Source organism: Phyllobacterium endophyticum (assembly GCF_003010935.1).
In the GTDB taxonomy this organism is placed as follows: Bacteria; Pseudomonadota; Alphaproteobacteria; order Rhizobiales; family Rhizobiaceae; genus Phyllobacterium; species Phyllobacterium endophyticum.
This window is the reverse complement of the sequence record NZ_PGGN01000003.1, coordinates 567,757-590,948: the sequence shown is the minus strand read 5'-3', so window position 1 is coordinate 590,948 and position 23,192 is coordinate 567,757. Positions and strand designations below refer to the sequence as shown.

Here is a 23,192-nt window from a genome sequence, read left to right as displayed (position 1 = left end):
ATCTCCGCTCTTCTTGGCTCCCGATTTCAGCGGCGATCTGTAGGAGCGCAACCGCTGCGTCATGTGACAGGTATCGCGTCACTTGCTAAGGTCGCATCAGGGCGAGCTTGTCGAAGAGATCGTCCAGTCCACGGCGATGAAACGCATATCTTTGTCCCGTCGCTTCGACCCTGTGCCTTGATGCCTCTTGCGGATTTCCGGAATGAAACGGCGGATGGGGTGCATATTCCAACCAGAGCTGAACCGTTTCGGCTTCATCTCGACCGACGGTCTCTTCTAGCAGGGAAAAAGCGAAATCGATCCCTGCGCTGACACCTGCCGCACTGACAATGCTTCCCTGTGTTACAACACGTTCGCTCACCGGAATTGCGCCGAAGGACTTCAGATAATCCAGGAAATACCAATGGGTGGTTGCCCGTTTGCCCTTGAGCAGGCCGGCTGCGCCGAGCACCAGCGCTCCCGTACACACGGATGTGGTGTATCGAGCCGCCTTGGCCTGACTGCGAATGAATTCAAGCGTTTCTTCATCCGAGAGCAGGGCGCCGGTACCTTCACCGCCCGGCACGATCAGAACGTCTAGCTGTCCAATGTCCGAAAACGTCTTGGTTGCTTGTAGGGGAATGCCTGTCGCCGAGGGAACAGGGTTCTTGTGCTTCCAAATGAGCTCGACATCAATGCCTTCAGCCGTGGCGAACACTTCATAAGGCCCAGTTAGGTCCAGCTGCTGGACCATGGGAAAGATGAGAAATCCGACTTTGAATGGCATTGCGATCCTCCATTGTTTTACCATCGCCATCATATGTCCGTTCATCAAGGCCCGAACGCCAGAATGACAACGATTCTCGCCAAACGTCGCCGCCGGCAAATCCTCCACTCAAGTAGTCCGCAGCGCGACTTGTGGCTGGTTTTAGAGTTTGGGTGGCGCGGGACGGCGCCTGTATGTCTATGAGTATGGAGGGAATCGTGGCCGGGATGCGAACGAAGCCGCATTGCCATGACGTACAGGCAGCGCTAGCATCCCACTCGTTCTGCCGCAACCTGCTGCTAGGAGTTCGACGCACGGACCATGTCAGGGTGTAAACGGTTTAATCCTGATTGATAGTGAGGTCGATGAAGCCAAGATTCATGCTGAAGCCGGCTCGGCGCGTCGAAATCGTCACGTATGACGAAGCACAGTTGCTTGACATCTGTGGACCCCTGCAGGTGTTTGCGACGGCAAACGAGTTTGTCGCGAAGACCGGTGGCCCCGAGCCATATGAATATTGCGTCGTCTCCCGTGGCCGTAGCATCAAGACGGCAGGCCTTGAAATTACTACCGCCTTGCTACCCGATCCAGGTACGAGCCTCGATACCTTGATCGTCGTTGGCGGCAATGGTTTTCCGGACAGTTGTCGTGATCGTGATTTCCTGAAATGGCTCCAAGAGCGAGCTGCACACGCCCGGCGGGTGACGTCGGTCTGCACCGGAGCCTTCATCCTCGCGGAAGCTGGACTGCTGGACGCTCGGGTTGCAACGACACATTGGCAATTTTGTCAGGAGTTCAGCACGAGATTCCCGAAGGTGGCGCTCCAGCCGGACAGGATATTCACGAAGGATGGAAATATTTGGACGTCAGCGGGTGTAACTGCAGGAATGGATTTGAGCCTTGCGCTTGTGGAGGAGGATCTTGGGCGCAAAGCGGCCCTGGCGATTGCGCAATACCTTGTGATGTTCTTAAAGAGGCCAGGTGGACAGTCTCAGTTTAGCGTATTGCTTTCTCTTCAGGCAGATAGCCGTTTCGATCGTCTCCATTGCTGGATCAGCCAGAACCTGAACCGGGACCTAAGACTTGAGACGCTCAGTGACTTTGCGGGCATGAGTACGCGCAGTTTCAGCAGGCATTACAAGGCCGCAACCGGTAGAACGCCCGCCAATGCAGTGGAGCAAATAAGGGTTGATGCTGCTCGGCGACTTATCGAAAACGGCAAGTCGATCCCGATTGTCGCCGCAAAATGCGGGTTCGCTTCCAAGGAGATTATGCGCCGAGCTTTTATAAGAGGGCTTGGTATCAGTCCCGCGGCATATGCCGAACGTTTTGGCCGCGGAAGCCCATGATTTAGACGATCCCTAGAAGCTCGACGCCTATAAATACCGCTGCCTTCTCCGCTTATCCAATTATTTCACCTCGGTTCAGCCGGCGCGCTGGTGTCTCGGGACCTTGGTGTTCGTTGTCAAAAATTAACTTGTATCCAAATTGGAAACAAGTTAGGCTTTTTGTGTAAAGAACGTGGCAATAAGCTACGCTGTAGCCTAAAGAGGAGAACACAATGAACAATAGGGTTGTGACTTTGGTGTTAGCAACGGGAGTGTCTATCTTGGCGCTAGCTTCTGGTGCAAAAACTGCCGCCGCCTGCGATAGAACATATACGATCGGTTTCAGCCATCCGACCGGTGGAGCTGCGTTCGTGACGTCATTGAGGAAAAAGGTTGAGCGGTTCGCGCAGGAAAATGGCTGCGTAAACATGCTTATCGACAACACTCAGGCGAATAATCTGGAAACACAGCGCGTAGCCCTTGAAAGCTGGATAATCCAGAAGGTCGATGCCATCGTCGTGTTGCCGGTTGATGCCAAAGCACTTTCCGGCCTTCAAAAGCAGGCACAGGCTAAGGGCATTAAGTGGTTGACATATGCTGCACCCACGCCGGGTGCGGACGGTTCGGTCGGTTTCGATAATGTCCAGAGCGGCAGAATCCTTGCAGAGGACGCGCTCGCCTGGGTCAAGACGCGCTATCCGAACGGCGGCGTTTCAGCTGCGGTCACCACACTAACGCCTCTCAAGGGCGCGTTTATCGGCCGCTGGCAGGAGCCGCTCGACCGGTTCAAGGAGGCCGGGCTTTCCGTGATTTCGACGCAGGACTGCGGTGACCAGGAATGCGGCCTGCGCATCGCCGAAGATGCGATCCGCCAAAACCCAGATCTTCGTGTTTTCATAGGCTTCAACGATGATGCGGCCGTAGGTGCGTTGCGTGCGTTCACAAACGCCAAGATCGATCCAAACGAAGTTTATGTCGCGGGTCAGGACGGCACGCCGGAGGCCTTAGAAGCCGTCAGGGCCGGTGGCGCATATCGCGCATCCGCTGCAATCCTTCTGGACAAGTTGGCCGAACTTATCGTGAAAAACTCGATCGCCGCCGCAACCGGCGCACCCGGCAGCAACGAACAGGTCGGCGTCGAACTAGCAACTCAGCGCAATTCTGCCGAACTGGAAAAGCTCATCGCCCAGTACAAGGATTGAGGCGATGGAAGCTCGGGCAGCGAAGGGGCTTCGCATCCATTCAATCCGAAAGGCATTTGGAACGCACGAAGTCCTAAAGGGCATCGATCTGAATTTGGAACCAGGTTATGTTCACGCTCTCCTCGGCCCTAATGGGGCCGGGAAGTCGAGCCTGCTTAGCTGTCTAAGCGGCGCGATCGAGCCCGATAGTGGATCGATCATCGTAGATGGTAGGCAGTATCACAGCCTGACGCCGACAGAAGCGTTCGGCGCCGGCATCAGCATCATCTACCAGCACTTTCAGCTCGTGGACTCACTTTCATGCAGTGACAACATTTTCCTCGGTCGAGAACTTCGCACCCGCTTCGGCGCGATCGATTTTGCCGAGCAGAACCGACAGACACGCGCTCTTTTCAACTCACTTGGGGTCGCGATCAACCCGGCTACCATCGTCGGCAGCTTGAACATTGGCGAACAGCAAATCGTGGAGATTGCAAGAGCTCTGTCGCGTCGGCCATCCGTCCTCATCCTCGACGAGCCCACGGCAGCACTCAGCGAAAAAGAGGTGGAGGCTCTGCTCGCGCTGGTTCGCCGGCTTGCCGACGAGCATGGGTTAACAATCGTGTATGTCACCCACCTTCTCGATGAGGTCATGCAGGTTGCCGACACAGTGACGGTCATTCGGGACGGCGCCGTGTTGTGGCAACGTGCGAGAACGTCAATTGAGCTGGACGACATCATCTTTGCGATTTCGCCGGATGCAATCGAGGCAACCAGACGGACCAGGACGCTGGACGATCGTGTCTTATTGGGGGTCGAAGACCTGAGGACAAACTGGAGCGGGCCAATCTCCTTTGATGCCCGGGATGGCGAGATCATTGGCGTTTTCGGCATTTTGGGCTCCGGTCGAACGGACCTTTTGGAAGCCCTCGCCGGTGCCCGGCCACGTACCGGCCAGGTGCTTCTGGACGGCGGTTCAGTTGAAGCAACGGGACCGGGTTCGGCACGCGAGAGCGGTATCGCCCTCGTGGCGTCGGACCGAAAGCAGCAGTCCCTGTTCGGCGAGCTGAGCGCCATGGAGAATCTGCTGATGCCGCACTACGGTCAGACGGCACGACCAATCCGCCTTAAGGCGCGCGAGCTGAGTATCTTCGAGCGAATCAGCCGGTCAATCGGGCTGCAACCAAATGATCCACACCGTGACGCCGACAAGTTTTCAGGTGGCAACGCCCAAAAATTGGTGATTGGCCGATGGATATCGGGTCTGGATGCGACGCGGCTGCTTCTGCTCGACGAACCGACGCAAGGGGTAGACATAGGCGCTCGCCGTGACCTTTATGCTCTCTTGCGCAGCTTTGTTGACGTCCCGGGGCGCGCGATTGTCTTCGCGTCGAGCGATCCTGAGGAGCTCATAGCTCTGGCAGATCGCGTGTTGATTTTATCGGCCGGTAAAATCGTTGCCTCTGTCAATCCGCGTGTCGGCGAACAGGCGCTTATTGCGCTTGCGCACGGGCATTCATTTCATGCTGCGGCAAATCAGGACAACTCGCATGACCCAAATTAGCAATGTTTCTATCAAGAATGGTTCAATGAACGGCAATCTTTTTTCTAAACGTCACTTGGGGACGTTTGTGATTACCTGGCTGTTGCCGATTTCAATCATCGCACTAATGATCTACTTCGCTGCCAAGAGCCATGTTTTTCTGTCCACAGACAATCTCTTGGCAATCGTGTCCCAGAATGCTCCGACATTTGTCGTCGCATCTGTCTTCGCGCTTTTGCTGATGGCCGGGTATGTGGATTTGTCCGTCGGCTCGACACTTGCGTTGGCCGGGGTGACGGCCGGTATTGCAATGAACAATTGGGGTTTGATTCCCGGCGTGTTGACCGGAGTCGCGGTCGCCACGACGACAGGTGCGGTTAACGGCGTTCTCATCGGCTACTGGCGTTTCTCCCCGATCGTCGTCACCCTTGGGGGACTCGCTGCCGAGCGCGGCGTCGCGCAGTACCTCGGGCAGGGGTCAGTCTATGGCTTTCCTGACGTGTTTGTTGATTTCGGATCAGGTGATGTCTGGGGCATTCCAAATCTTGCGATCATCGCGGCCATCATCTGTGGCACCGTGTTGCTCGTGACAGTCTTCTTTCCCATCGGTCGCCGTATCATCGCTATCGGTGTCAATCCGCGTGCCGCTTTCTTGCTTGGTATCCGGGTCAACTTCATCATCTTTGCTCTCTATACGCTAACGGGATTCGCTGTTGGCATCGCCGCCCTGTTGATGATTGCCAGGCTCAACAGCGCGCCGTCGGGAACGCTGGGTGTCGGTTTCGAAGTTACCATTCTTACCGCTGTCTTGCTTGGAGGTATCCCTTTCACAGGTGGTAGGGGCAGTATCTGGCGTGTGTTGGCAGGGGTCTGGTTGATGGGAGTTTTGCGAAATGGCCTGACACTGATGAATGTCGGTACTGAGTTCAGCCTGATCATCACGGGAGCAGTTCTGGCATGTGCAGCTGCGCTCGAGGCTGTGCGGGGTTACCTCAAACAGAAGGAATGACCTCAGCATTTTTCCCGCTGGCGAAGAGCGCAGATTGCCAAGCCTACCGAGAAATAGCGCCTTGATCCCTACCAAGGCAATGAATTGCGCATATGGGAGATGACGATGCAGATCGAAGCTTACCTCGAGGAATGGTCCCTGTTGCCTGGCGAAATTGTTCGCATGGCGGTGAGCACCGAACACCCGACCGTTCGAGTAAGACTCGAGCGTGTGACGCGTGGCCCGCGTGACCGGAACACGGTTGCAAATCATTCCTTTGGAACAGTTGTCGAGGGGGTGGACGTAACCGTCGCGGGGCGACGCCAGTCTACCGCCATGGGCTCTTTCGCCGAGCTGCCGCTTCGCCCCGGTGCTGCAGGGCGCGGCTACTCCGCTCATCTTTGGTTTCTGTCAAGCGTACCTGATTGGGACGTAAACCAGACCATCTTGGCCTTCGCGACGGAGCGCGACTCCAGGCGAATCGCGGTCGGCGTGTGTGGTAGCAAGCTGTATGTCAGCTTGGATAGCACGGTCGAGAAACTCAATCTGTCCATTGATGCACACGTATGGTATTCTCTTGTCATCAATGTCGAGGAGATTGCGACGAAGACACGAGTCACCGTCGACGTGTCGCAAGCTGACACATTGCCATCGAGAGCATTGCGCAATGTAGAGGCCGCAGATTTCGACGCCGCCTACCGCCCAGCAGCGCTTCTTACCCTTGCAGCGATGGCGTGCGACGATATCGGCTCCGCCATCGACGGCTTCAACGGGAAGATCGATAGTCCCAGATATTTCAGTCGACCCCTCGCGACGCCCGAACGAGAAATGATTCACAGAGCCGGCGATGCTGCTCCCAAAGCCGATCTTGCCTGGGTTATCGGCGAACATTTCAGTTCGCAAGACATTCGGGAAGAGGCGGGGCGTGTTCCACCAGGACGGATCATCAACGGAGCGGAACGGGGCGTAACGGGGCGAAATTGGACGGGTGAAAGCGACTCGTTCCACGAGGTGCCTGAACAATATTCGGCAATCTACTTCCATTCTGACGAAATGGTCGATGCGAACTGGGACTACAATCTAGAATTTAAACTCCCCGAAGATAGTGTCAGCGGCGTATATAACGTCGTTCTAAGCGCCGGCGGGTTTGAAGACAGGTATCCTCTGTTCGTGCGTGGTAAGCCGGAAGCTAAAGCGGACGTACTCTTTTTAATCCCCACCAACACTTATCTCGCTTATGGCAACGATCACTTCGCCGGCGCCGACCTTACAAGCGTCCTCGGCCATGATATGTTGGTTTCTGAAGACGAGAGATATCTCAATCAGCATCCCGAATTTGGGCTATCCTGTTACGATGTGCATGCGGACGGAAGCCCAGTGCGCTACAGTAGCCGCCGTCGACCGCTTGTGAATGTGCGCCCGCATTATCCGAATTTTCTGACTGGTACATTCCGGCATCTGGCCGTGGACCTCTTCTTTGTGGAATGGCTGGAAAGAACCGGCCATTCCTATCATGTCGCGACAGATGAGGATCTTCATCTCTCCGGATCGGAACTCCTGTCGAAATACAAGGTTGTGATTACCGGATCCCATCCGGAGTATTGGACTTCACAGGCACTGTCGACGCTCGACGCGTACCTGCGTGAGGGCGGAAGGATGATGTATCTGGGGGGCAACGGGTTCTACTGGGTCACCACCCACGACCCGGCCCGCCCCTGGATTATTGAAGTACGCCGCGACAATGCGGGGCTGCGCGCCTGGAACGCTCCGCCCGGTGAACGCACGCATGCTCATACCGGCGAGCCCGGGGGGCTATGGCGTTACCGCGGAAGAGGGCCAAACAAAATCTGTGGTGTCGCCTTTGCAATGGAAGGATGGTCAAAGGCGCAGGGTTACAAGCGGACGAGCGAGAGTTATGGGGCAAAGGCCGGCTATTTCTTCAAAGGAATTGGAGAGGATCTCATAGGAAATTTCGGCTACATCCTTGGAGGCGCCGCCGGCGATGAATGCGATCGTTTCGACCTCTCGCTGGGGTCGCCGCCCCAAACAATTATCCTCGCCTCCGCGACCGGCTTTGGCGTCGAATACCAGATCGTCAACGAGGACATGCTGATCCCGATGCCTCATCAGGACGGGACCACGCGACCCGATCGAGTCCGTTCCGACATGGTTTTCGTGCCGATACACGGTGGAGGCGGGGTTTTTTCGGCAAGCTCGATCGCATTCGTAGGTGCCATCGCCTGGAACGAGTTTGAAAATAACATAGCAAAGCTGGTCAACAACGTTCTGGATGCGTTCATCAGTCGAGATTCACTGCTAGACTAGAGGTAGGCATACCCCTCGCATTTTTGCTCGCTCCGACGGGACTGCCGGACGGACCAACTGACCATTGCAGCTTGGTCCGGGCCGCGCACCGCCGGGCGGACCTCCCAGCGACTACGCGCTCCGCATCACCCGGTCGACGTGCTGCAGACGCGACTATTTCAGCAGCCTTCGCCGGACGAGGACCTATTGTCCGAAGTTGAATATTGCCCCGTGCGCGTCACCCTGCACAAGGCGAATAGCCAGCGAACAACCGGAGCCCAACAAATTCCGCTTTTCTGCGTGGGATCAGCCTTTGCCGCGTGCCGTTATGCATTCTTGGATGGCGCGGGTGATCAGATCCGAGACCCTGCTTCGCATAGTCTCGTCGATCAGATAGCTGTTGCGAACTTCGATATAGGCGGCAGGAACATTCGCATCGAGCCCGTGGCGCTTCAAGGTGTACCAATCGCTGGTGCGGAAATCGTAGGGCTCATTATCTCCGATATCGATGTCCTCGAATTTTTTTAACGCCTCGATCAATCGTGGCGCGAGGCGTTCGTCCTCACGCCACATGACGCCGATTTCACAGCTTCGGACCTGATTTGCCCAAATCGGTGAGAACGAATGCAGAGAGATCAGCAACGGCGGCTCCCTCCCACCGAACATCGTCCATCTATCAACAGCCTTTTCCACAGGAGTTCGGGCGATCCTGTCTCTGAGTGCTATCTCCTCCGCCGACAAATCTAAATTGCCCGGAATCGGGATGCCCCCCATGTCGAGTTTAAAACAGTCCGGATCGTTGGAATGGCGATTATAGTCGAGGAACAGGCGCGAATAGTTTGATACGATCGCAGTCGCTCCGAGTCTCTGTGCGACTTCAATCGTCAGATCGGCGGCGCCGAGGTCGGCTCCGAAATGGGTCGCGAAAAAAGCGTGCGATATTCCGAGGTTGTTCCACGCTGAAGGTACCGAATTCCTACCGTGCTCGCACAGTAGGACGACATTCGGATAGCTCATTCCGGGTCGGATATCGACAGCGCCGCTGACATAGCGGTCGACATCCGCTTGCGTGAGCTTTTGGACGTCCATCATACAGCCTTTACATGGAAGGATTTTGATGCGGTGACGCCGAGTAGACCGTCACGGCCGTTAACGCGACCAAGGCCCGAATTCTTTTCTCCACCCCAAGGCAGGTATAGGTCTGCGTGATCGCAGCGGTTCACGAACACCGTCCCTGTTTCCAGTTGATCGCCGAGCTCTACACCTCGCTCTGTATCGGCAGTCCAGATGCTGGCAGTAAGACCAAACTCGCTGTCGTTCATCAGCAACACCGCCTCTTCATCGCTGGCAACCTTTTGAATGCATGCCACGGGGCCAAAAAGCTCGTCCCGCATGATGCTCATCGAGTGATCGAGATTTGTCAGCAGCGTGGGTGTGACATAGGCGTTTTCGTCTGTGGCCAAACCTGCGAAAGTCTCTGCGACATATTTTTTTGCCCCATTGATAACAGCGTCTGCGATCTGGGTTCTCACGTATTCGGCTGCGGCGTGCTTGACCATCGGCCCGATCGCAGGAGCTTCCGTGATCGGATTGCCAACGCTCCAGTTCTGCATCTCCTGCTTGAAGCGCTCAACGAAAGCATCATGAACAGATTCGTGAACGTAAATCCGTTCTACAGAGCAGCACGACTGACCGGAGTTTGAGAAACTGCCGTCGGCGATGTCCGCTACCGCCGAACCGATATCGGCGTCAGGTCGAATATAGGCCGGATCCTTGCCGCCGAGCTCCAGATGCACATGTGTCAGCGTACCAGCCGCGGCTTTGTGTATCTCGAGACCCCCGCGCACCGAGCCAATGAAATTGATGGCCTTTACCCGACCCGAACTGATGATCTCGCCAGCCGTTCGATGGTTGACTGCGATGGTTTGGAGCACACCTTCAGGCGCGCCGATGGCTGCGAGCGCTTCATTGATAACTTCCGCGACGAGCGCGGTCTGGTCGGAGTGCTTGAGGATCACCGTATTACCGCCGAGGACAGGCGCGACGATCAGCCAGGGAAGAAGGCCGAGCGGATAATTCCAGGGCGCGATGGAAAAATGAATCCCCTGGCCGGATCGGCGGACATGACGTTCAATTGATGGTTCGCTTGGATAGGGTTCGTGTTCAAGAACCGAAACCGCCTCGATATGTTTTTCAGACACTAGCTTGAAACGAGCGGTCTCATCCGCCTGTGCGATCGGGCGCCCGATTTGCCAGGCCACGATCTCGCCTAGATGCTCCTTTCGTGCCAAGAGGGCATCCGCCAGAGCAGTGATAAGACTGGCGCGCTCGGAGATGAGGCTGGATCTCCACGTCCGGAAGGCGGCCCCAGCACGATCCAGTGCGGCCGCCACGTTTGAGGACTCCGAATAAGAACGCGTGGCATAGACGCGGCCATCGACGGGCGAAATGATCTTGAACTGATTTTCTACTGACATCCTGGTTTCCTAAATCATGTTTCCATAATCGTATGATATTTCCATATACGAAACAAGTCTCCAATTAATGTTGCTAAAATACATTTTATGTGCGAACTTTCCAAAATCGGATGCTAGGAGCAATGAAGGTGTTAACGTTTGATTTTTCAGAAAAAGTTGCCGTCGTTACGGGAGCAGGCGGTGGTATGGGGCTCGCAATCTCGAAACAGATGCTGCAGGCTGGTGGCTCGGTCCTGATGATCGACGTCAAGGAGCGGCCAGCCGAGATTAGGGAGGGTGAGCGCGTTATCTATGCGCAGGGCGACCTGACAGACGCCGGATTCGTGGAAAATGCTGTAGCTGATGCCGCGGAACGGTTTGGGCGGATCGACTATCTGGCCAATGTGGCCGGTGTTCTGTGGTTCGGGAAAGACATGAGCCTTCTCGACATGGATCTCGATGTCTGGGACCAAGTCTTCAAGATCAACCTCAAATCCATGACGCACACGGCGAGGGCGGTGGTCCCCCATTTGCGTAAGGCCGGCGGCGGGTCCATGGTCCATTTCTCGACAATCCAGTGCCTGCGCGGGGATGCCTCGCCGCAGGACGCCTATGCAGCCTCGAAGGCAGGGGTAAGCGCGGTGTCGAAATCGCTAGCCATGCAGCTCGCGAGAGAGAACATTCGATCAAATACCATCTTTCCCGGCTTGACGTTGACGCCGCTGCAGGACCGGTGGGACTCTTCCGAGAAGGTGTCGGCTGTTGGAGAACATGTTCCCATGGGACGCGTCGGCACGCCGGCCGAGCTCGCAAACGCCGCGTTGTTCCTCCTCTCAGACGGTTCTTCCTACATCACCGGTATCGACCTCATCGTCGATGGCGGCGTTCTCCTAAAATATTGAGGTAGATGATGTTGGAGGAGATTAAAAATTTACTTGCGGACGGTGACATCGACACCGTGGCGATTTGCTTTCCCGATATGGCAGGACGCCTCATGGGCAAGCGCGAGGGCGCCAAATACTTCCTTGGCGCTGCGGGGGAAGGAAGTCACATGTGCGACTATCTTTTCACGGTCGATGTGGAGGGCAATCCGATCCCGGGATTTCAATCAGCGTCTTGGGAGAAGGGTTACGGCGACTTTGTCGTCAAGCCTGATATCCGAACGTGGCGAAACATGCCCTGGCTTTCCGGCCAGGCGATCGTCATCGGTGATTGCATCCTCCCGGACGGGGCTCTCGTTCCGACCGCGCCCAGGGCGATGTTGAAGAAACAGATCCAGAAGGCAGCCGAGCTTGGCTTCAGCTTCAACTTTGCGTCTGAGCTTGAATTTTATCTATATGAAGACAGCTATGACGGCTGCATCGCGAAGGATTTCAAGGGCCTTACCCCGTCCTCGCCCTACAGCCAGGATTACAATCTTCTTCGCACAACTGCTGTCGAACCGCTGCTCGCCGAGCTGCGAGCAGCTCTCGATGCCATGGGTATCGAGGTGGAGACGACAAAAGGCGAATGGGGACCGGGCCAGCAGGAGATCAGCCTCAGATATGCGGATCCGCTTACCAATGCCGACAATCATGTCTATTATAAGCAGGCGGTCAAGGAGATCGCCGCCAAACACCAGAAATCAGCTACATTCATGGCTAAGCCCAGCTCGGACATCGCCGGATCCAGCTGCCACATTCACGCATCCCTATGGTCGGTCGATGGATCGCGTTCTCGCTCAGTGGATCCATCATCACCCGATGGGTTATCGAAGGAGTTCAAGCATTTTATGGCTGGCGTAATGGCCCATGCGGCTGAGATCACATTGTTTTTCGCGCCGAACATCAACTCGTATAAGCGTTTTCAATCCGGATCGTTTGCTCCAACGCGGATTTGTTGGGGCAGAGATAATCGGACGACCGCCTTCCGTCTGGTCGGTCACGGGAAAAGCACCCGAATGGAGGTTCGAATTCCGGGGGCCGACGCAAATGTCCACACCGCATTCGCCGCCATTATTGCCGCGGGTTTGAAGGGAATAGCCGACGAACTACAGATGCCCGACGAGACCAACGGCAATGCTTACGCAGATCCCTCCCTCCACGAAATTCCAAAATCTCTGAACGAAGCGATCGCAAGAGCACACGGTTCGGCCATGCTGCGCCAGGCTTTCGGCAACGTGGTAGTCGACCACTACGTCCATGCCGCCAAATGGGAGGTATACCAATATGACGGGTTCGTGACGGATTGGGAAAAACGCAGGCTGTTCGAGCGCATCTAGTCCCGGCACATCAAGCCGGCAATAATCTGAGTCCGCGATCGCCCACAGAACTCTGCCTTGCTGCCTTGCCGAGATCTCCCGATCTCATCTGCACCGCGTCCATCCCGTCTCAAATCTGGTGAGCAAGTTTGAGCATTGATTGCACCTTTAACAACAATGTTTCCCAATACGAACGTTCTTGCCATTGCGCAACTTGCTTGAACAGATGAGCCAAGGTAAACGACACAGTCGATGCCGTTGCGGATTTGCCGCCGGTGTTCGCTGGAGGAGAAGGCATGTCCGCCGCCGCGCTGCAAATACGCCATTACCGCAAACTCAAGCACTTGAGCCTACGCGATCTTGCGAAGACCTCCGGCATTTCCGCGTCCCAGCTTTCAAAACTTGAGACGGGCAAGGCAAAATTGACGATCGAGATCGCACTCAAGCTGGCGGGTATATTACAGGTTCCAGCGTCAATCTTTCTGACCGAACAGGCACCCGTGGCCATGGCTCGACGGTCGATAACGCGGGCTGGATCGGGCGATCATCATCAAACACCAGGCCTAGATCTTGAGATTCTCTGTCCCGATTTCAAAGAAAAGCACAATCTTTTCTGGCGCGTGAAAGTCACCGCCGCGACATTCGAGGAAAACGGGGGATGGCGGCAGCACCCTGGGCAGGAATTTCTCCTCGTTCTTTCGGGAAAGCTGCAATTGTATACGGCGTACTATGACACCATCGTGCTGAATGAAGGAGACAGTATTCTCTTCGATGCCGATCAGCCACATGCCTATGTTGCTGTAGAGGCCGAAGCAGAAATTTTGATGATTAACAGCTTCACACAGCAGAACTAGCGTAGCGATAGCTTCGAGCATGCTTGCCGATCCTGCCCACTGATGGCGGTAATCCACGTCGAACGTTTTCGGCATGACAGAGTGCGCGGCGCACCGGGTAAAGTGTGCGGCAGGATGTTCGAACAGTTGTGAGCTCTCACCTGGCATTCCAGAAGCAGTCAGTACCACCATCCAGAAAGCCCGACCCATGTAGCCCTATACGACTTAAGGATCATCGCTGATCTCCTGACTAAGCCGAGCATGATCCACAGGATGCTCACACCCGCTGCAAGCGTGAATGCTTTTATTTCGCCCGGCGACAATCAAGACCGACCTTATGCGTTGCTGAAGAACATACCGCGAACATGACCGGTCTTGATGCATACAATCCATATTTCTCGGCTGCCTCCAGAAATTCTATAGTGCTTCCGCACTTGGGCGAACAGATCCAACGGAAGCAATCCGCCCGATCATAGGTTACTGTGAATAAGCACCAATTCCACCACCGCAGCCCCACGCTCGGTACAAGACAGCGTCGCCACTTCATTGGTAAACTGGGCTTTGCGTACGAACGGTTTGTCTCTTGCACGCATTATACGGCGTCTAGATTGGGCTCCTGATTCACGGGCGTTTTTGCTCACCGGAGCCGCTGGGTATGAGGCTCGGACTATTGAATGAAACGGACAGCGCCGTGAAGAGCCTGGTTTGGGGAACTGTGCGTGCTGGAGCGCGCGGTTGGATGTTTACAATCTGGCTCAGCCACTGCGGTCTCGATGGGAGATGTCTGCCCGTAGACCGCTGAAGCACAGCTCCGTCAGGACCCGCAACGGCTGGATCGTTTTCTTCCCCTGCTGCCAAAGCATAGTCAATGCTCGTTGCTGGTCTGCCTCAATCACCACGCGGCACTGGCTTTTGTAGTGTTCTTGGTCGTCTATTCGTCAAGCTCAGTCTTTGTTCCCTGCAAATCCCGAAAAGATCGCTTTAATAGTTCCGCTGCTTCCACTCCTAGAGCGTTAGCGAGCCGTTCTACAACATCGATACTGGGGTTATATACGTTGCGCTCCAATGCACTGATATAGGTGCGATCGATCCCCGCCCGATGCGCAAGCTCTTCCTGGGACAGGTCTTTGGCCTGCCGCAGAGTTCTCAGGTTGCGTGCAAAAATCTCGCGAATATCCATAACAACGAGAGCAGACGCTTGAAGAGTATTTCACCACGGAGTATTCTCTACAAAATGGCATCCTGAGAACCAGTTTTGGTGTTTAGGTTTGTCAAGGAACGCTCGCCCTGGGTTCATCCTTCTTTTCGCGGTCGGCACTCAGCGGCAGCAAGTGATCAGGGGTAGGACCCGCGAGCGCATTCCATAATGGGATGGCCGAGATGTTTGTTCGACTATTCGGTCCCAACCACCTGGCTGCCATCAACGGAGCATCGTGCGGTGCCGAGTGCGAAAGTGCCGTCACCCGATTTGGATGCGCCCATAGACCTCGACACTGGGTTCGCCTTGCCCAGTAGCCGATGCGCCGATCCTTTGAAGGTTCAGTCGGTCTCCGGTTGGGTCCCACGGCCTATCGCAACACCTGGCCGGGCATCCTGTGATTTACTGATCAGATCCTGCACCTGCATCAATTTACTGCAAGCACAGTCGCCCTCGCTGTCGCATCCTTGCGAAAACCAGGCGAGGGTCTCTAGTGCTTACTCAATCTGAAAACAGTCAATTTCAAACGGTCCCCTCTGAGAGCAGGATCCCGCTGCGCGTCAAGAATCTGAAGAAACGCTTTGGCAGGCTCGATGTCCTCAAAGGGATTTCCATGACCGCGCAGAGCGGCGATGTGATTTCTATCCTTGGAAGCAGCGGTTCAGGAAAAAGCACCTTTCTACGCTGCCTGAACCTTCTGGAAGAGCCCACGGATGGGGAAATCTGGATTGCGGGCAGACATGTCAAGGCGAGAGGCCGTCTTGGAAGCCCCCGAGAGGTCAATGCGTTGCGCGCCAAGCTGGGGATGGTGTTCCAGCACTTCAACCTTTGGTCGTGCAAGACTGTCCTCGAAAACATCATTGAAGCACCGATCCATGTTCTCGGCATCGCCAAACAAGAGGCATGTCTTCGGGCAGAGGAGTTGCTGCTCAAAGTGGGCCTCGCCGATAAGCGTCACGATTACCCGGCTCATCTTTCCGGCGGGCAACAACAAAGGGCCGCGATCGCGCGCGCCCTGGCCATGGAACCGGAGATCCTTCTTTTTGACGAACCGACCTCGGCGCTCGACCCAGAGCTGGTCGGGGAGGTGTTGAAGGTCATCCGCTCGCTCGCCGACGAAGGGCGTACGATGCTTATCGTAACGCACGAACTCGCATTTGCCCGTCAGGTGTCCAACCACGTCGTGTTTTTTCATCAGGGGCAGGTCGAAGAAGAGGGCCATCCGGACGAACTCTTTCGCCGGCCCACCTCACCGCGGTTCAAACAATTTTTGTCGGCGCAGATAGGGGAAGGTTGCCCGTGATAGACCTGCAAGGCTTTGGCGACCAAATAGCCGTCGGTGCATTCACCACACTTCGCACGGCCTTCGCAAGTCTGGCGCTCGGTGTCTGCGTCGGTCTCTGTGGGGCACTGGCAAAGCGCAGCCGGATGCGGATCATTCGGCGCCTGGCTGACTGCTACACCACAATTGTTCGCGGTGTTCCCGAGCTGCTTATCATTCTTATCCTGTACTTTGGCGGCACCGTCGCGATGACAACGCTGTTCGGTCACTACGTCGAAGTCGATGCGTTCGCCGCTGGCGTATTTGCACTGACGATCGTTTTCGGAGCGTACGCGACCGAAGTCTTCAGAGCGGCAATCCAGGCGGTGCCCTCAGGACAGATTGAGGCAGCTCAAGCTCTTGGTCTGTCGAAGTTCTGCATGTGGCGCCTCGTTATTCTTCCGCAGATGTGGCGCCACGCGCTGCCTGGGCTCGGCAACCTTTGGCTCACGCTGCTAAAAGATACGGCGCTGATTTCCGTGGTCGGTCTTGAAGATCTGATGCGAAAGACCAGTATCGCTGCGGGATCCACCCATGACCCACTGACATTCTATTCGATCGCTGCCGGCCTCTATCTGTTTTTCACCTCCATTTCACTGGTCGGCCTGACATGGCTTGAACGATGCGCCGAACGCGGCGTCCGGTTCGCGAAATGAGACATTGGTCATGAACTTGGCTCTCATGGTCGACGTTTTGCCCCTGCTTTGCGAAGGCATGCTCCTCACGGCGCAACTGACGCTGGCCTCCGTTGCGATTGGCCTTTTCATTGCCGTTCCACTGGCGTTGCTGCGAACATCGCCGTGGCCGGTTTTCTCGCATGCCATTTTCCTCTACACGTTCCTGTTCCGCGGAACCCCGCTGTTGGTACAGCTTTTTCTTGTCTATTACGGCGCCGGCCAGGTTGAGTGGATACGTTCAAGCGTGGCCTGGAGCATGTTGAGAGAGCCCTTTTGGTGCGCACTCATCACGTTTTCCTTGAACAATGCTGCCTACACGACGGAGATCTTGCGTGGTGGACTACGCGCGGTTCCTTCCGGCGAAGTTGAAGCGGCGAAAGCGCTGGGTATGCCCTACGCGCTGCGCATTCGGCGGATCATCCTTCCCGCCGGCTTTCGGCTGGCTCTTCCGGCCTACGCCAATGAGGTTGTCTTGATGCTGAAAGCGAGTTCTCTCGCCAGTACGATCACTCTCATGGAATTAACCGGCACGGCACGCAAGATCGTGGCGCAGACCTTCTCTCCTTATGAGGTCTTCATATCGGCGGCACTGATCTATCTCGGCTTCACATTTGTGATCGTTCATCTGTTTGGCCGCCTGGAAACCCGTATGGCAAAACATCAAAAGCGCGCCGAGCCGGGGAACAACAGTCAATTGCGGGCAAGAACCGCCGGGATAATATCCGCCTCGCAGAAAGTGGCACCATGAAGCCCGCTCTGATGCCACTTTCGGGAATATGCGGTGCGGATCATGCCACCGCTGCAATGTTGCGCGGGAACTGGTACGAGATCGATCTTGATGCAATTCGTCACAATTACCGCCAACTGCGCGGCCAGCTGCCTCGCCACGTCAAGGTTTATGCCTGCCTGAAGCGCAACGCCTATGGATGCGGTGCTGGTCCTGTCGCTTGTGCATTGGCCAAGGAGGATGTCGATGGTTTCGCGGTGGCTTCTGTGCTCGACGCGGTCGCCATTCGCCAGGAAGGCGTATCTCATCCGCTTCTGCTCTATCCGGGCGCTCTGCCTGTGGCAGCACCGACAATTCAGTCGCTGGATTTGACCGTCAGCGTCTCGAGTGTTGACGAGCTGGAGCAATGGCGAGCGACCATCACCAGACCGCGTATCTTCATAAAGGTCGACCTTGGGTTCTTCCGGGCTGGAGCAACGCCTTTCGAAGCTTGTAAACTTCTCGCCAGAGCGGCAGGTTTTGCCGACGTGCAAGTCGAAGGCATTTACGCCCACATGAGCGAGTTGCCGACCACGCACACGTCAAATGCGAAAGAGCAACTCGACAGAATGCATGCCATCTTGCGCGAAGCGAGCGTTCTTGGCTTGCGCCCAGCAGTGGTGATGATGTCGAGTACAGAGGGCGTGCTAAACCATCCGGAGATGGACTTCGACGCCGTTGATCCAGGGGCACTGTTTTTTGGCCTTCCAGATTCCGACCGGCCCACCCGCCCGGTCATGTTGCGCCCGGCACTGAAAACCATTTCTGCAAGCCTGGTTTCGGTCAAGCGCCTCGACGCGTCACTCGGCCCTGTCCCTGGCATTTTCGGGGTCAATCCAGGGATGACTCTCGGGGTGATTGGCATGGGCTGGGGGGACGGGTTTCCAAGGGACGTTCCACGCGGTGCAGTGGGCCTTATACGAGGGAAACGCGCCCGGTTGCTGCCTCCCGCCCATCTTGAACACATTCGTATCGACTTGACCGATGTTCCAGACGCTCGCTTTGGAGACGAGGTCGTTCTGCTCGGCCGTCAAGGTAATCAATCCATCACGCATGAAGAAGTCGCTACCCTCTGGGGAACCGATATCGTCGGCCTCTATGCGCAGCTGAGAGATCATATTCCGAGGATTTACGCCGCCATGCAAACCACAAAGGAAATCCCCCATGAATAGTTTAAAACTGCCGCTGTCTTTGCTCTTCGCTGGCGCAATTGTCACGCAGGCAAGTGCGCAGGACGGCAAAATGATCCGGATCGCCACGGAAGGGGCCTTTCCGCCCTGGAATGCAGTCGACACATCTGGAAAACCCGTGGGTTTTGACATCGATGTCGGCACGGCGCTTTGCGCGCGTGCGAAATTCAAATGCGAATTCGTCACGCAGGCATGGGATGGTATTATTCCCGCTCTGACCGTAGGCAAGTTCGATGCGATCATGGCCGGAATGTCGGTGACGGAAAAAAGAAAGCAGGTTATCGCCTTTTCCAAACCCTATGCACTGACCTCCAATTATTTCGTTGTCAGAAAATCGCTTGATCTTCCCCAGATGGCCAAGCATTTGAAACTCGATCTTTCCTCCAAAGCTGAAGGGGACAAGAGCCTTCTCCAGGCCCTGAAGGAGAGCTTGAAGGGAAAAGTCATCGGCGTGCAGGGATCAACGAACGCCGAAGCGTTCGTCCGGGAGTATTTTGGCGATACAATCGAAGTTCGGACATATGACAAGCAGGATAATCTCAATCTCGATCTGGTGGCAGGCCGGATCGATGTTGGACTGGCTGATTACTCCGTCTGGAAGGCATTTCTGGAGTCCAAAGATGGTGCGATGACCACGCTCTACGGCCCCAGAATTTCGGGTGGTCTCTTCGGCCCAGGTGTTGGCATCGGCTTGCGCAAGCAGGACATGGAACTTGTCCAACGGTTCGATAATGCGATCGATTCAATCAAAGTGGATGGGACGCTGAAGGAGATAAGCCTCAAATGGTTCGGCGCGGATTTGGTGTCGAAGTGAACCAGCTTTGAGAGGGATTGGCCTGTGCTTTTTTAATTATGCGGCACCGCCCCTGTCGGCATGCCTATTCATGTCACGAGCAGCCATTGCCACTCCCGCCACGATCTTGCCGAAAGTCACACGCACCCGACAGTGGCCAGTTCGCCAGACCGACTGGAACAAGGGCGGATTGCCAATTCACATAGTAAATCAGACTAACTGTCTAAGGGATTGTACCGACTGCACTTTTTACTTCGTGCAGATGCTGACATTGCTGCCTGCCCAAAACCCCAAACTTTCGGCAGCCTTGAGGCTGGAGCCGACTTAGCGGACTGAACTACACAAGCTTGGCTTTGGCGCTCCGGCCGATCCTGCCTAACCCGTTGTACTGGCAGATTGATGGTCTGTCGTAAAAGACCTCGATTCCAGGCGGCAAAGCTCCAACTTTCAGACCTTTGGTTCAATCAGCGCTCGCTCCTTTCCTGTTCGGGGTGGTGACAAGGGCATGCTATTTGCTCGAAGACTCCGCTATTGCTTGATCACGCAGCGATGTCGGAGGAAGAGAATCCTCGCCACCCGACCAGGTTGCCACTGCGAGATGCGAAATGTCCCGGCCCAATGCCGGATGTGATTGCCAAATGCTGCTTGGGGGTGCTAAGCCATGGTCGCGGCAAGATCAGATGAACTGTTTCCGGGTGACGCCCCCCGACCTTGTATGCCGTCCCCATACTCTCCCGTCCGGATGCCCGGATCACAAGAAAGCACGTGCATGAACGAACGACACGCCAATGCGCGCGAGCAATTCTTCGCCGCGATACGCACTCTTGCAGCCTCGGCCGACAGCATCCAGACCCGAGTCATCGCCGCCACACAAAGCATCCTGCAGGTCACCATCGAGGAATTTGAAGGCGACAGCGAACTCAAGATCAAATTCGCCCGGCTGCTCGATCTGCTGGCCATCGATGATCACCTTGATCTAGAGACCGCGGCGGTGGAGAACGCGGCGCATATGACTGACCTGGAGGCGGTCAGGGTGGCCGACTTGATGTGCGATTTTTATTGCGAACTCGGCTGAGCCTGACGGCAGCCTCTCCAGAAAACCGCGCATCACCGTTGTTGCTGGCGCACAATCATGAGATTCCGTCACGGCTGGTTTTCCATGACAACAACGTCGGCTGGTGGATAGGCGGAATATAGCCTCGGCAGGCGGAGCAATGCCGAACTTTCAGGCTGACATTGCCGGGCCAGTGGAAGATTAGCCCTGGGGCACGTTCATTCCTTGCGGCAAATGTGCGGCATCATTCGTGCCTTCCTTGCGGGCCGCCAGTGCGACGGCCGACGAGTTGCAAATGTCGCAATACGAGGATGTCGACACTCGCCTGCGCTGCATTGGGATGCCCGCGCCGCTAGCCAATACAAGCCAGGTTCGTGCATGTCCTGGAGGACTGGGTGCGCCTTTGCGGCTATCACCGGTATTATTCATCCAGACGGCAACCTTCGGCCGCACTTTACTTACTTGCTGTGATTGACTTTGCTTTGGCTGCGTAGGTATCGGTTCCCTTCAAGGCGGGAAACCTGTCTGCCGTTCTATCAAAATAATCCGCCATGTTTTCCTCGCCAGATTGGCGGCGATGCAAAGGCGGAGGAGAAAGGACGGCGCCGGATTAAAGAATGAAGCAATGGCCTTCAGAATGATCTGCGTTCAGATTGCAGTTATTTTGCCGGACAGAGGTCCACGCTTTCTATGCTTTTGCCTGCGCAAGCGCGATTGATGCTTTGTCCCTACCCGCAACAATTTCTGGAAAGTGGAACAATCCAGGTGCGAGGGGGCAGGGCAATCCGCCACATGACGCATCATAGCCGCCAAAGCCTTCATCTCTTGCGCCTTTTGATCCAGAGCATCAGCGCGGGCGCGCAGTTCCTCACGTGGGATTGCGAGTTCCTTGTTGCGACCGAAGATCTTGGCGACGTCACTTAACAGAAAACCTGCTGCGCGAGCCATGTTGATCAAGGCAAGCCGGCTGAGCACTTCCGGCTCATACTGGCGTCGCAACCCGTGTCTGCCTGCCGAAGCGATAAGTCGCTGCTCCTCGTAGTATCGCAGGGTCGAGGCGGGCAGACCGCTTGCCATAACCACCTCTGCTATATCCAGAAACTTCATGCTTGACCTCAAGTTGACTTGAATTCGTATGCTGCCCGCTCTTGGTTGAAAACGCAATGGAGATGATAGGAATGGAACCAACCGCCGAACTTGAATACCGGCCAATCTGGCGCGACCCGCGCGCAGTGGCTCTTATGATGACCGCATCTCTTACGGTAATGACGGCCGCCACGATCAGTCCCGCCTTGCCCGGCCTGGAAAAGCAATTTGCGAGCGGCGAAACCCACACGCTTCTTATTCGGCTGCTGGTCCCGGCTCCATCCTTGGCAGTCATCCTCGTCGCTCCCTGGTGTGGCGCTATTGCTGATCGATCAGGCCGACGACGGATGCTCCTGGCGGGGTTGGTCTTGTTTATTATCTCCGGGAGCGCTGGGCTGGTCCTACCGACGCTAGCATCGATCATGGTCAGCAGGTTTTGCCTGGGTGTTGCGCTCGCCATGATCATGACAGCGCAAACCGCGCTTATGGGGGATTATTTCTCCGGCAGAGCTTTGCATTCTATCTCGAGTGCTCAGGTCTCTGCCCGGAATTTTGGCGGCTTCGTTTTCATTGTGATCGCTGGCTTGCTTGCGACGATAGAGGCTAGGCTTCCTTTTGCAGTCTATGCCCTGCCAGCACTTGCCTTGCCATTCTTCTGGCGCATAATCGCCGATCCGCCGTCGAGCATGCCTGTTGAACAACACACCACAAGCGCCGCTCCCAGCAGGTTGCAACCAATCGTCTATTTCCTGGCCTTGGGCCAGATGGTCACAACGATGTTGTTCTTCGTTATGCCGACCCAATTGCCCTTCTTCTTATCAGGACAAGGTTACTCCTCCCCCGCCGTGACCGGAGCTGCGCTTGGGACACTCATGCTCGCGGGCGGGAGCGCGGCGCTTTACTACTCCCATCTTCGCGCGGCGATTGGCCATGCCGGCAATTGGGCCTGTGGTTTTGGATTGATGGCTTTGGGGTTCGCGGCACTCGTTACGACCAAGACAGGAATGGCGGTGTTTTTCGGTTGCGCAGCCATTGGTGCAGGCTACGCGTTGGCCATACCAGGGTTTATAGCGCTTTCCCTTGGCGCGACCGCTCCGGAGCGACGGGGAAAGACGGGAGCCTTGCTGACGGGATCGGTCTTTCTCGGGCAATTCCTCTCGCCACTTATCAGCAGTCCCGCAATATCCGAATGGGGGTGGCGCGTCAGCGGCATCGGAATTGCCGCAGTTCTCGCTGCCCTAGCACTGATTTCGGCATTGGCGTTCCAGCACGTGCGACGTGACGCCATCTAGGTCCTTATGTGTTCGACCAGTCCAGTTTTCATGCGAGCTTGCCACCTGGAAAGATCGTGAAAGGCCGAACCAGATCGTTAATGCCGACTGGCGCGATTCATGGTTTATAAACCACATCTGCTTACAATTTGCGCAATTGCCAATAGTCGTAAGCGAGTCGTCAATTGTCCCAGCGTAAAGATGCCGCCACCGCACTGC

General features: G+C 55.9%; 20 protein-coding genes. 15 read left to right on the top strand and 5 right to left on the bottom strand.

The annotated features are described in order from the left end of the window. Nucleotides 1-85: 85 nt before the first annotated feature. Entirely contained in the window at nucleotides 86-766 is a 681-nt protein-coding gene (locus tag CU100_RS17050; protein ID WP_106717762.1) for a DJ-1/PfpI family protein, read from the bottom strand. A 344-nt stretch (nucleotides 767-1,110) separates the two neighbouring features. On the opposite strand from CU100_RS17050, the gene CU100_RS17045 reads away from it, so the two are divergent. The 5 genes from CU100_RS17045 (at nucleotide 1,111) to CU100_RS17025 (ending at nucleotide 8,110) form a co-directional block, all read left to right on the top strand. Next, nucleotides 1,111-2,094 carry a GlxA family transcriptional regulator gene (locus CU100_RS17045; RefSeq protein ID WP_245419079.1) on the top strand — a complete coding sequence of 328 codons (984 nt, stop codon included), beginning with the start codon at nucleotides 1,111-1,113 and terminating at the stop codon, nucleotides 2,092-2,094. A 212-nt stretch (nucleotides 2,095-2,306) separates the two neighbouring features. Further along, complete coding sequence (locus CU100_RS17040) at nucleotides 2,307-3,275, top strand: sugar ABC transporter substrate-binding protein (protein WP_106717761.1); 969 nt, start codon at nucleotides 2,307-2,309, stop codon at nucleotides 3,273-3,275. A gap of 4 nt (nucleotides 3,276-3,279) precedes the next feature. Next, complete coding sequence (locus CU100_RS17035) at nucleotides 3,280-4,818, top strand: sugar ABC transporter ATP-binding protein (protein WP_106717760.1); 1,539 nt, start codon at nucleotides 3,280-3,282, stop codon at nucleotides 4,816-4,818. Beyond that, nucleotides 4,805-5,806: an ABC transporter permease gene (locus CU100_RS17030; protein WP_170113870.1), complete on the top strand. Its 1,002-nt coding sequence runs from the start codon at nucleotides 4,805-4,807 to the stop codon at nucleotides 5,804-5,806. Before CU100_RS17035 ends, CU100_RS17030 begins: the two co-directional genes overlap by 14 nt. Nucleotides 5,807-5,911: 105 nt before the next feature. Further along, nucleotides 5,912-8,110, top strand: a complete 2,199-nt coding sequence (locus CU100_RS17025) for a N,N-dimethylformamidase beta subunit family domain-containing protein (RefSeq protein ID WP_106717758.1) — start codon at nucleotides 5,912-5,914, stop codon at nucleotides 8,108-8,110. Between the two features lie 285 nt (nucleotides 8,111-8,395). Here CU100_RS17025 and CU100_RS17020 read toward each other — a convergent pair whose 3' ends face one another. Both CU100_RS17020 and CU100_RS17015 read right to left on the bottom strand, forming a co-directional pair. Then, nucleotides 8,396-9,181, bottom strand: a complete 786-nt coding sequence (locus tag CU100_RS17020) for an N-formylglutamate amidohydrolase (RefSeq protein ID WP_106717757.1) — start codon at nucleotides 9,179-9,181, stop codon at nucleotides 8,396-8,398. After that, nucleotides 9,178-10,566 carry an aldehyde dehydrogenase family protein gene (locus tag CU100_RS17015; RefSeq protein ID WP_106717756.1) on the bottom strand — a complete coding sequence of 463 codons (1,389 nt, stop codon included), beginning with the start codon at nucleotides 10,564-10,566 and terminating at the stop codon, nucleotides 9,178-9,180. The genes CU100_RS17020 and CU100_RS17015 overlap by 4 nt, the downstream gene beginning before the upstream one ends. 128 nt (nucleotides 10,567-10,694) lie before the next feature. Here CU100_RS17015 and CU100_RS17010 point away from each other — a divergent pair, with 128 nt between their 5' ends. From CU100_RS17010 to CU100_RS17000, 3 genes are all read left to right on the top strand, one after another. Continuing rightward, nucleotides 10,695-11,447, top strand: coding sequence for an SDR family NAD(P)-dependent oxidoreductase (locus CU100_RS17010; RefSeq protein ID WP_106718027.1), 753 nt, complete (start codon nucleotides 10,695-10,697; stop codon nucleotides 11,445-11,447). A gap of 92 nt (nucleotides 11,448-11,539) precedes the next feature. Continuing rightward, entirely contained in the window at nucleotides 11,540-12,805 is a 1,266-nt protein-coding gene (locus CU100_RS17005; protein WP_245419077.1) for a glutamine synthetase family protein, read from the top strand. Between the two features lie 275 nt (nucleotides 12,806-13,080). Next, a complete protein-coding gene (locus CU100_RS17000) occupies nucleotides 13,081-13,638 on the top strand; it encodes a helix-turn-helix domain-containing protein (protein WP_106717754.1) in 558 nt (185 codons plus the stop codon). 910 nt (nucleotides 13,639-14,548) lie between these two features. Here the strand turns inward: CU100_RS17000 and CU100_RS16995 are convergent. After that, nucleotides 14,549-14,797, bottom strand: coding sequence for a helix-turn-helix domain-containing protein (locus CU100_RS16995; RefSeq protein ID WP_106717753.1), 249 nt, complete (start codon nucleotides 14,795-14,797; stop codon nucleotides 14,549-14,551). Between the two features lie 511 nt (nucleotides 14,798-15,308). On the opposite strand from CU100_RS16995, the gene CU100_RS16990 reads away from it, so the two are divergent. The 6 genes from CU100_RS16990 to CU100_RS16965 all read left to right on the top strand — a co-directional run bounded on the left by CU100_RS16990 (nucleotide 15,309) and on the right by CU100_RS16965 (nucleotide 20,637). Then, nucleotides 15,309-16,118, top strand: coding sequence for an ABC transporter ATP-binding protein (locus CU100_RS16990; RefSeq protein WP_106717752.1), 810 nt, complete (start codon nucleotides 15,309-15,311; stop codon nucleotides 16,116-16,118). Further along, complete coding sequence (locus CU100_RS16985) at nucleotides 16,115-16,792, top strand: ABC transporter permease (protein ID WP_106717751.1); 678 nt, start codon at nucleotides 16,115-16,117, stop codon at nucleotides 16,790-16,792. Before CU100_RS16990 ends, CU100_RS16985 begins: the two co-directional genes overlap by 4 nt. 10 nt (nucleotides 16,793-16,802) lie before the next feature. Then, entirely contained in the window at nucleotides 16,803-17,561 is a 759-nt protein-coding gene (locus tag CU100_RS16980; RefSeq protein ID WP_106717750.1) for an ABC transporter permease, read from the top strand. Beyond that, on the top strand, nucleotides 17,558-18,751 hold the full coding sequence (gene alr, locus CU100_RS16975; protein WP_245419075.1) for an alanine racemase: 1,194 nt from the start codon (nucleotides 17,558-17,560) through the stop codon (nucleotides 18,749-18,751). Before CU100_RS16980 ends, alr begins: the two co-directional genes overlap by 4 nt. Beyond that, a complete protein-coding gene (locus CU100_RS16970; protein WP_106717749.1) occupies nucleotides 18,744-19,583 on the top strand; it encodes a transporter substrate-binding domain-containing protein in 840 nt (279 codons plus the stop codon). The genes alr and CU100_RS16970 overlap by 8 nt, the downstream gene beginning before the upstream one ends. Nucleotides 19,584-20,331: 748 nt before the next feature. Then, entirely contained in the window at nucleotides 20,332-20,637 is a 306-nt protein-coding gene (locus tag CU100_RS16965; protein ID WP_106717748.1) for a hypothetical protein, read from the top strand. A gap of 627 nt (nucleotides 20,638-21,264) precedes the next feature. On the opposite strand, the gene CU100_RS16960 is transcribed toward CU100_RS16965, so the two are convergent. Continuing rightward, entirely contained in the window at nucleotides 21,265-21,723 is a 459-nt protein-coding gene (locus CU100_RS16960) for a helix-turn-helix domain-containing protein (RefSeq protein ID WP_106717747.1), read from the bottom strand. Nucleotides 21,724-21,794: 71 nt separating this feature from the next. Between CU100_RS16960 and CU100_RS16955 the strand changes: the two genes are divergently transcribed. Next, a complete protein-coding gene (locus CU100_RS16955; protein ID WP_106718025.1) occupies nucleotides 21,795-22,994 on the top strand; it encodes an MFS transporter in 1,200 nt (399 codons plus the stop codon). Nucleotides 22,995-23,192 lie beyond the last annotated feature (198 nt).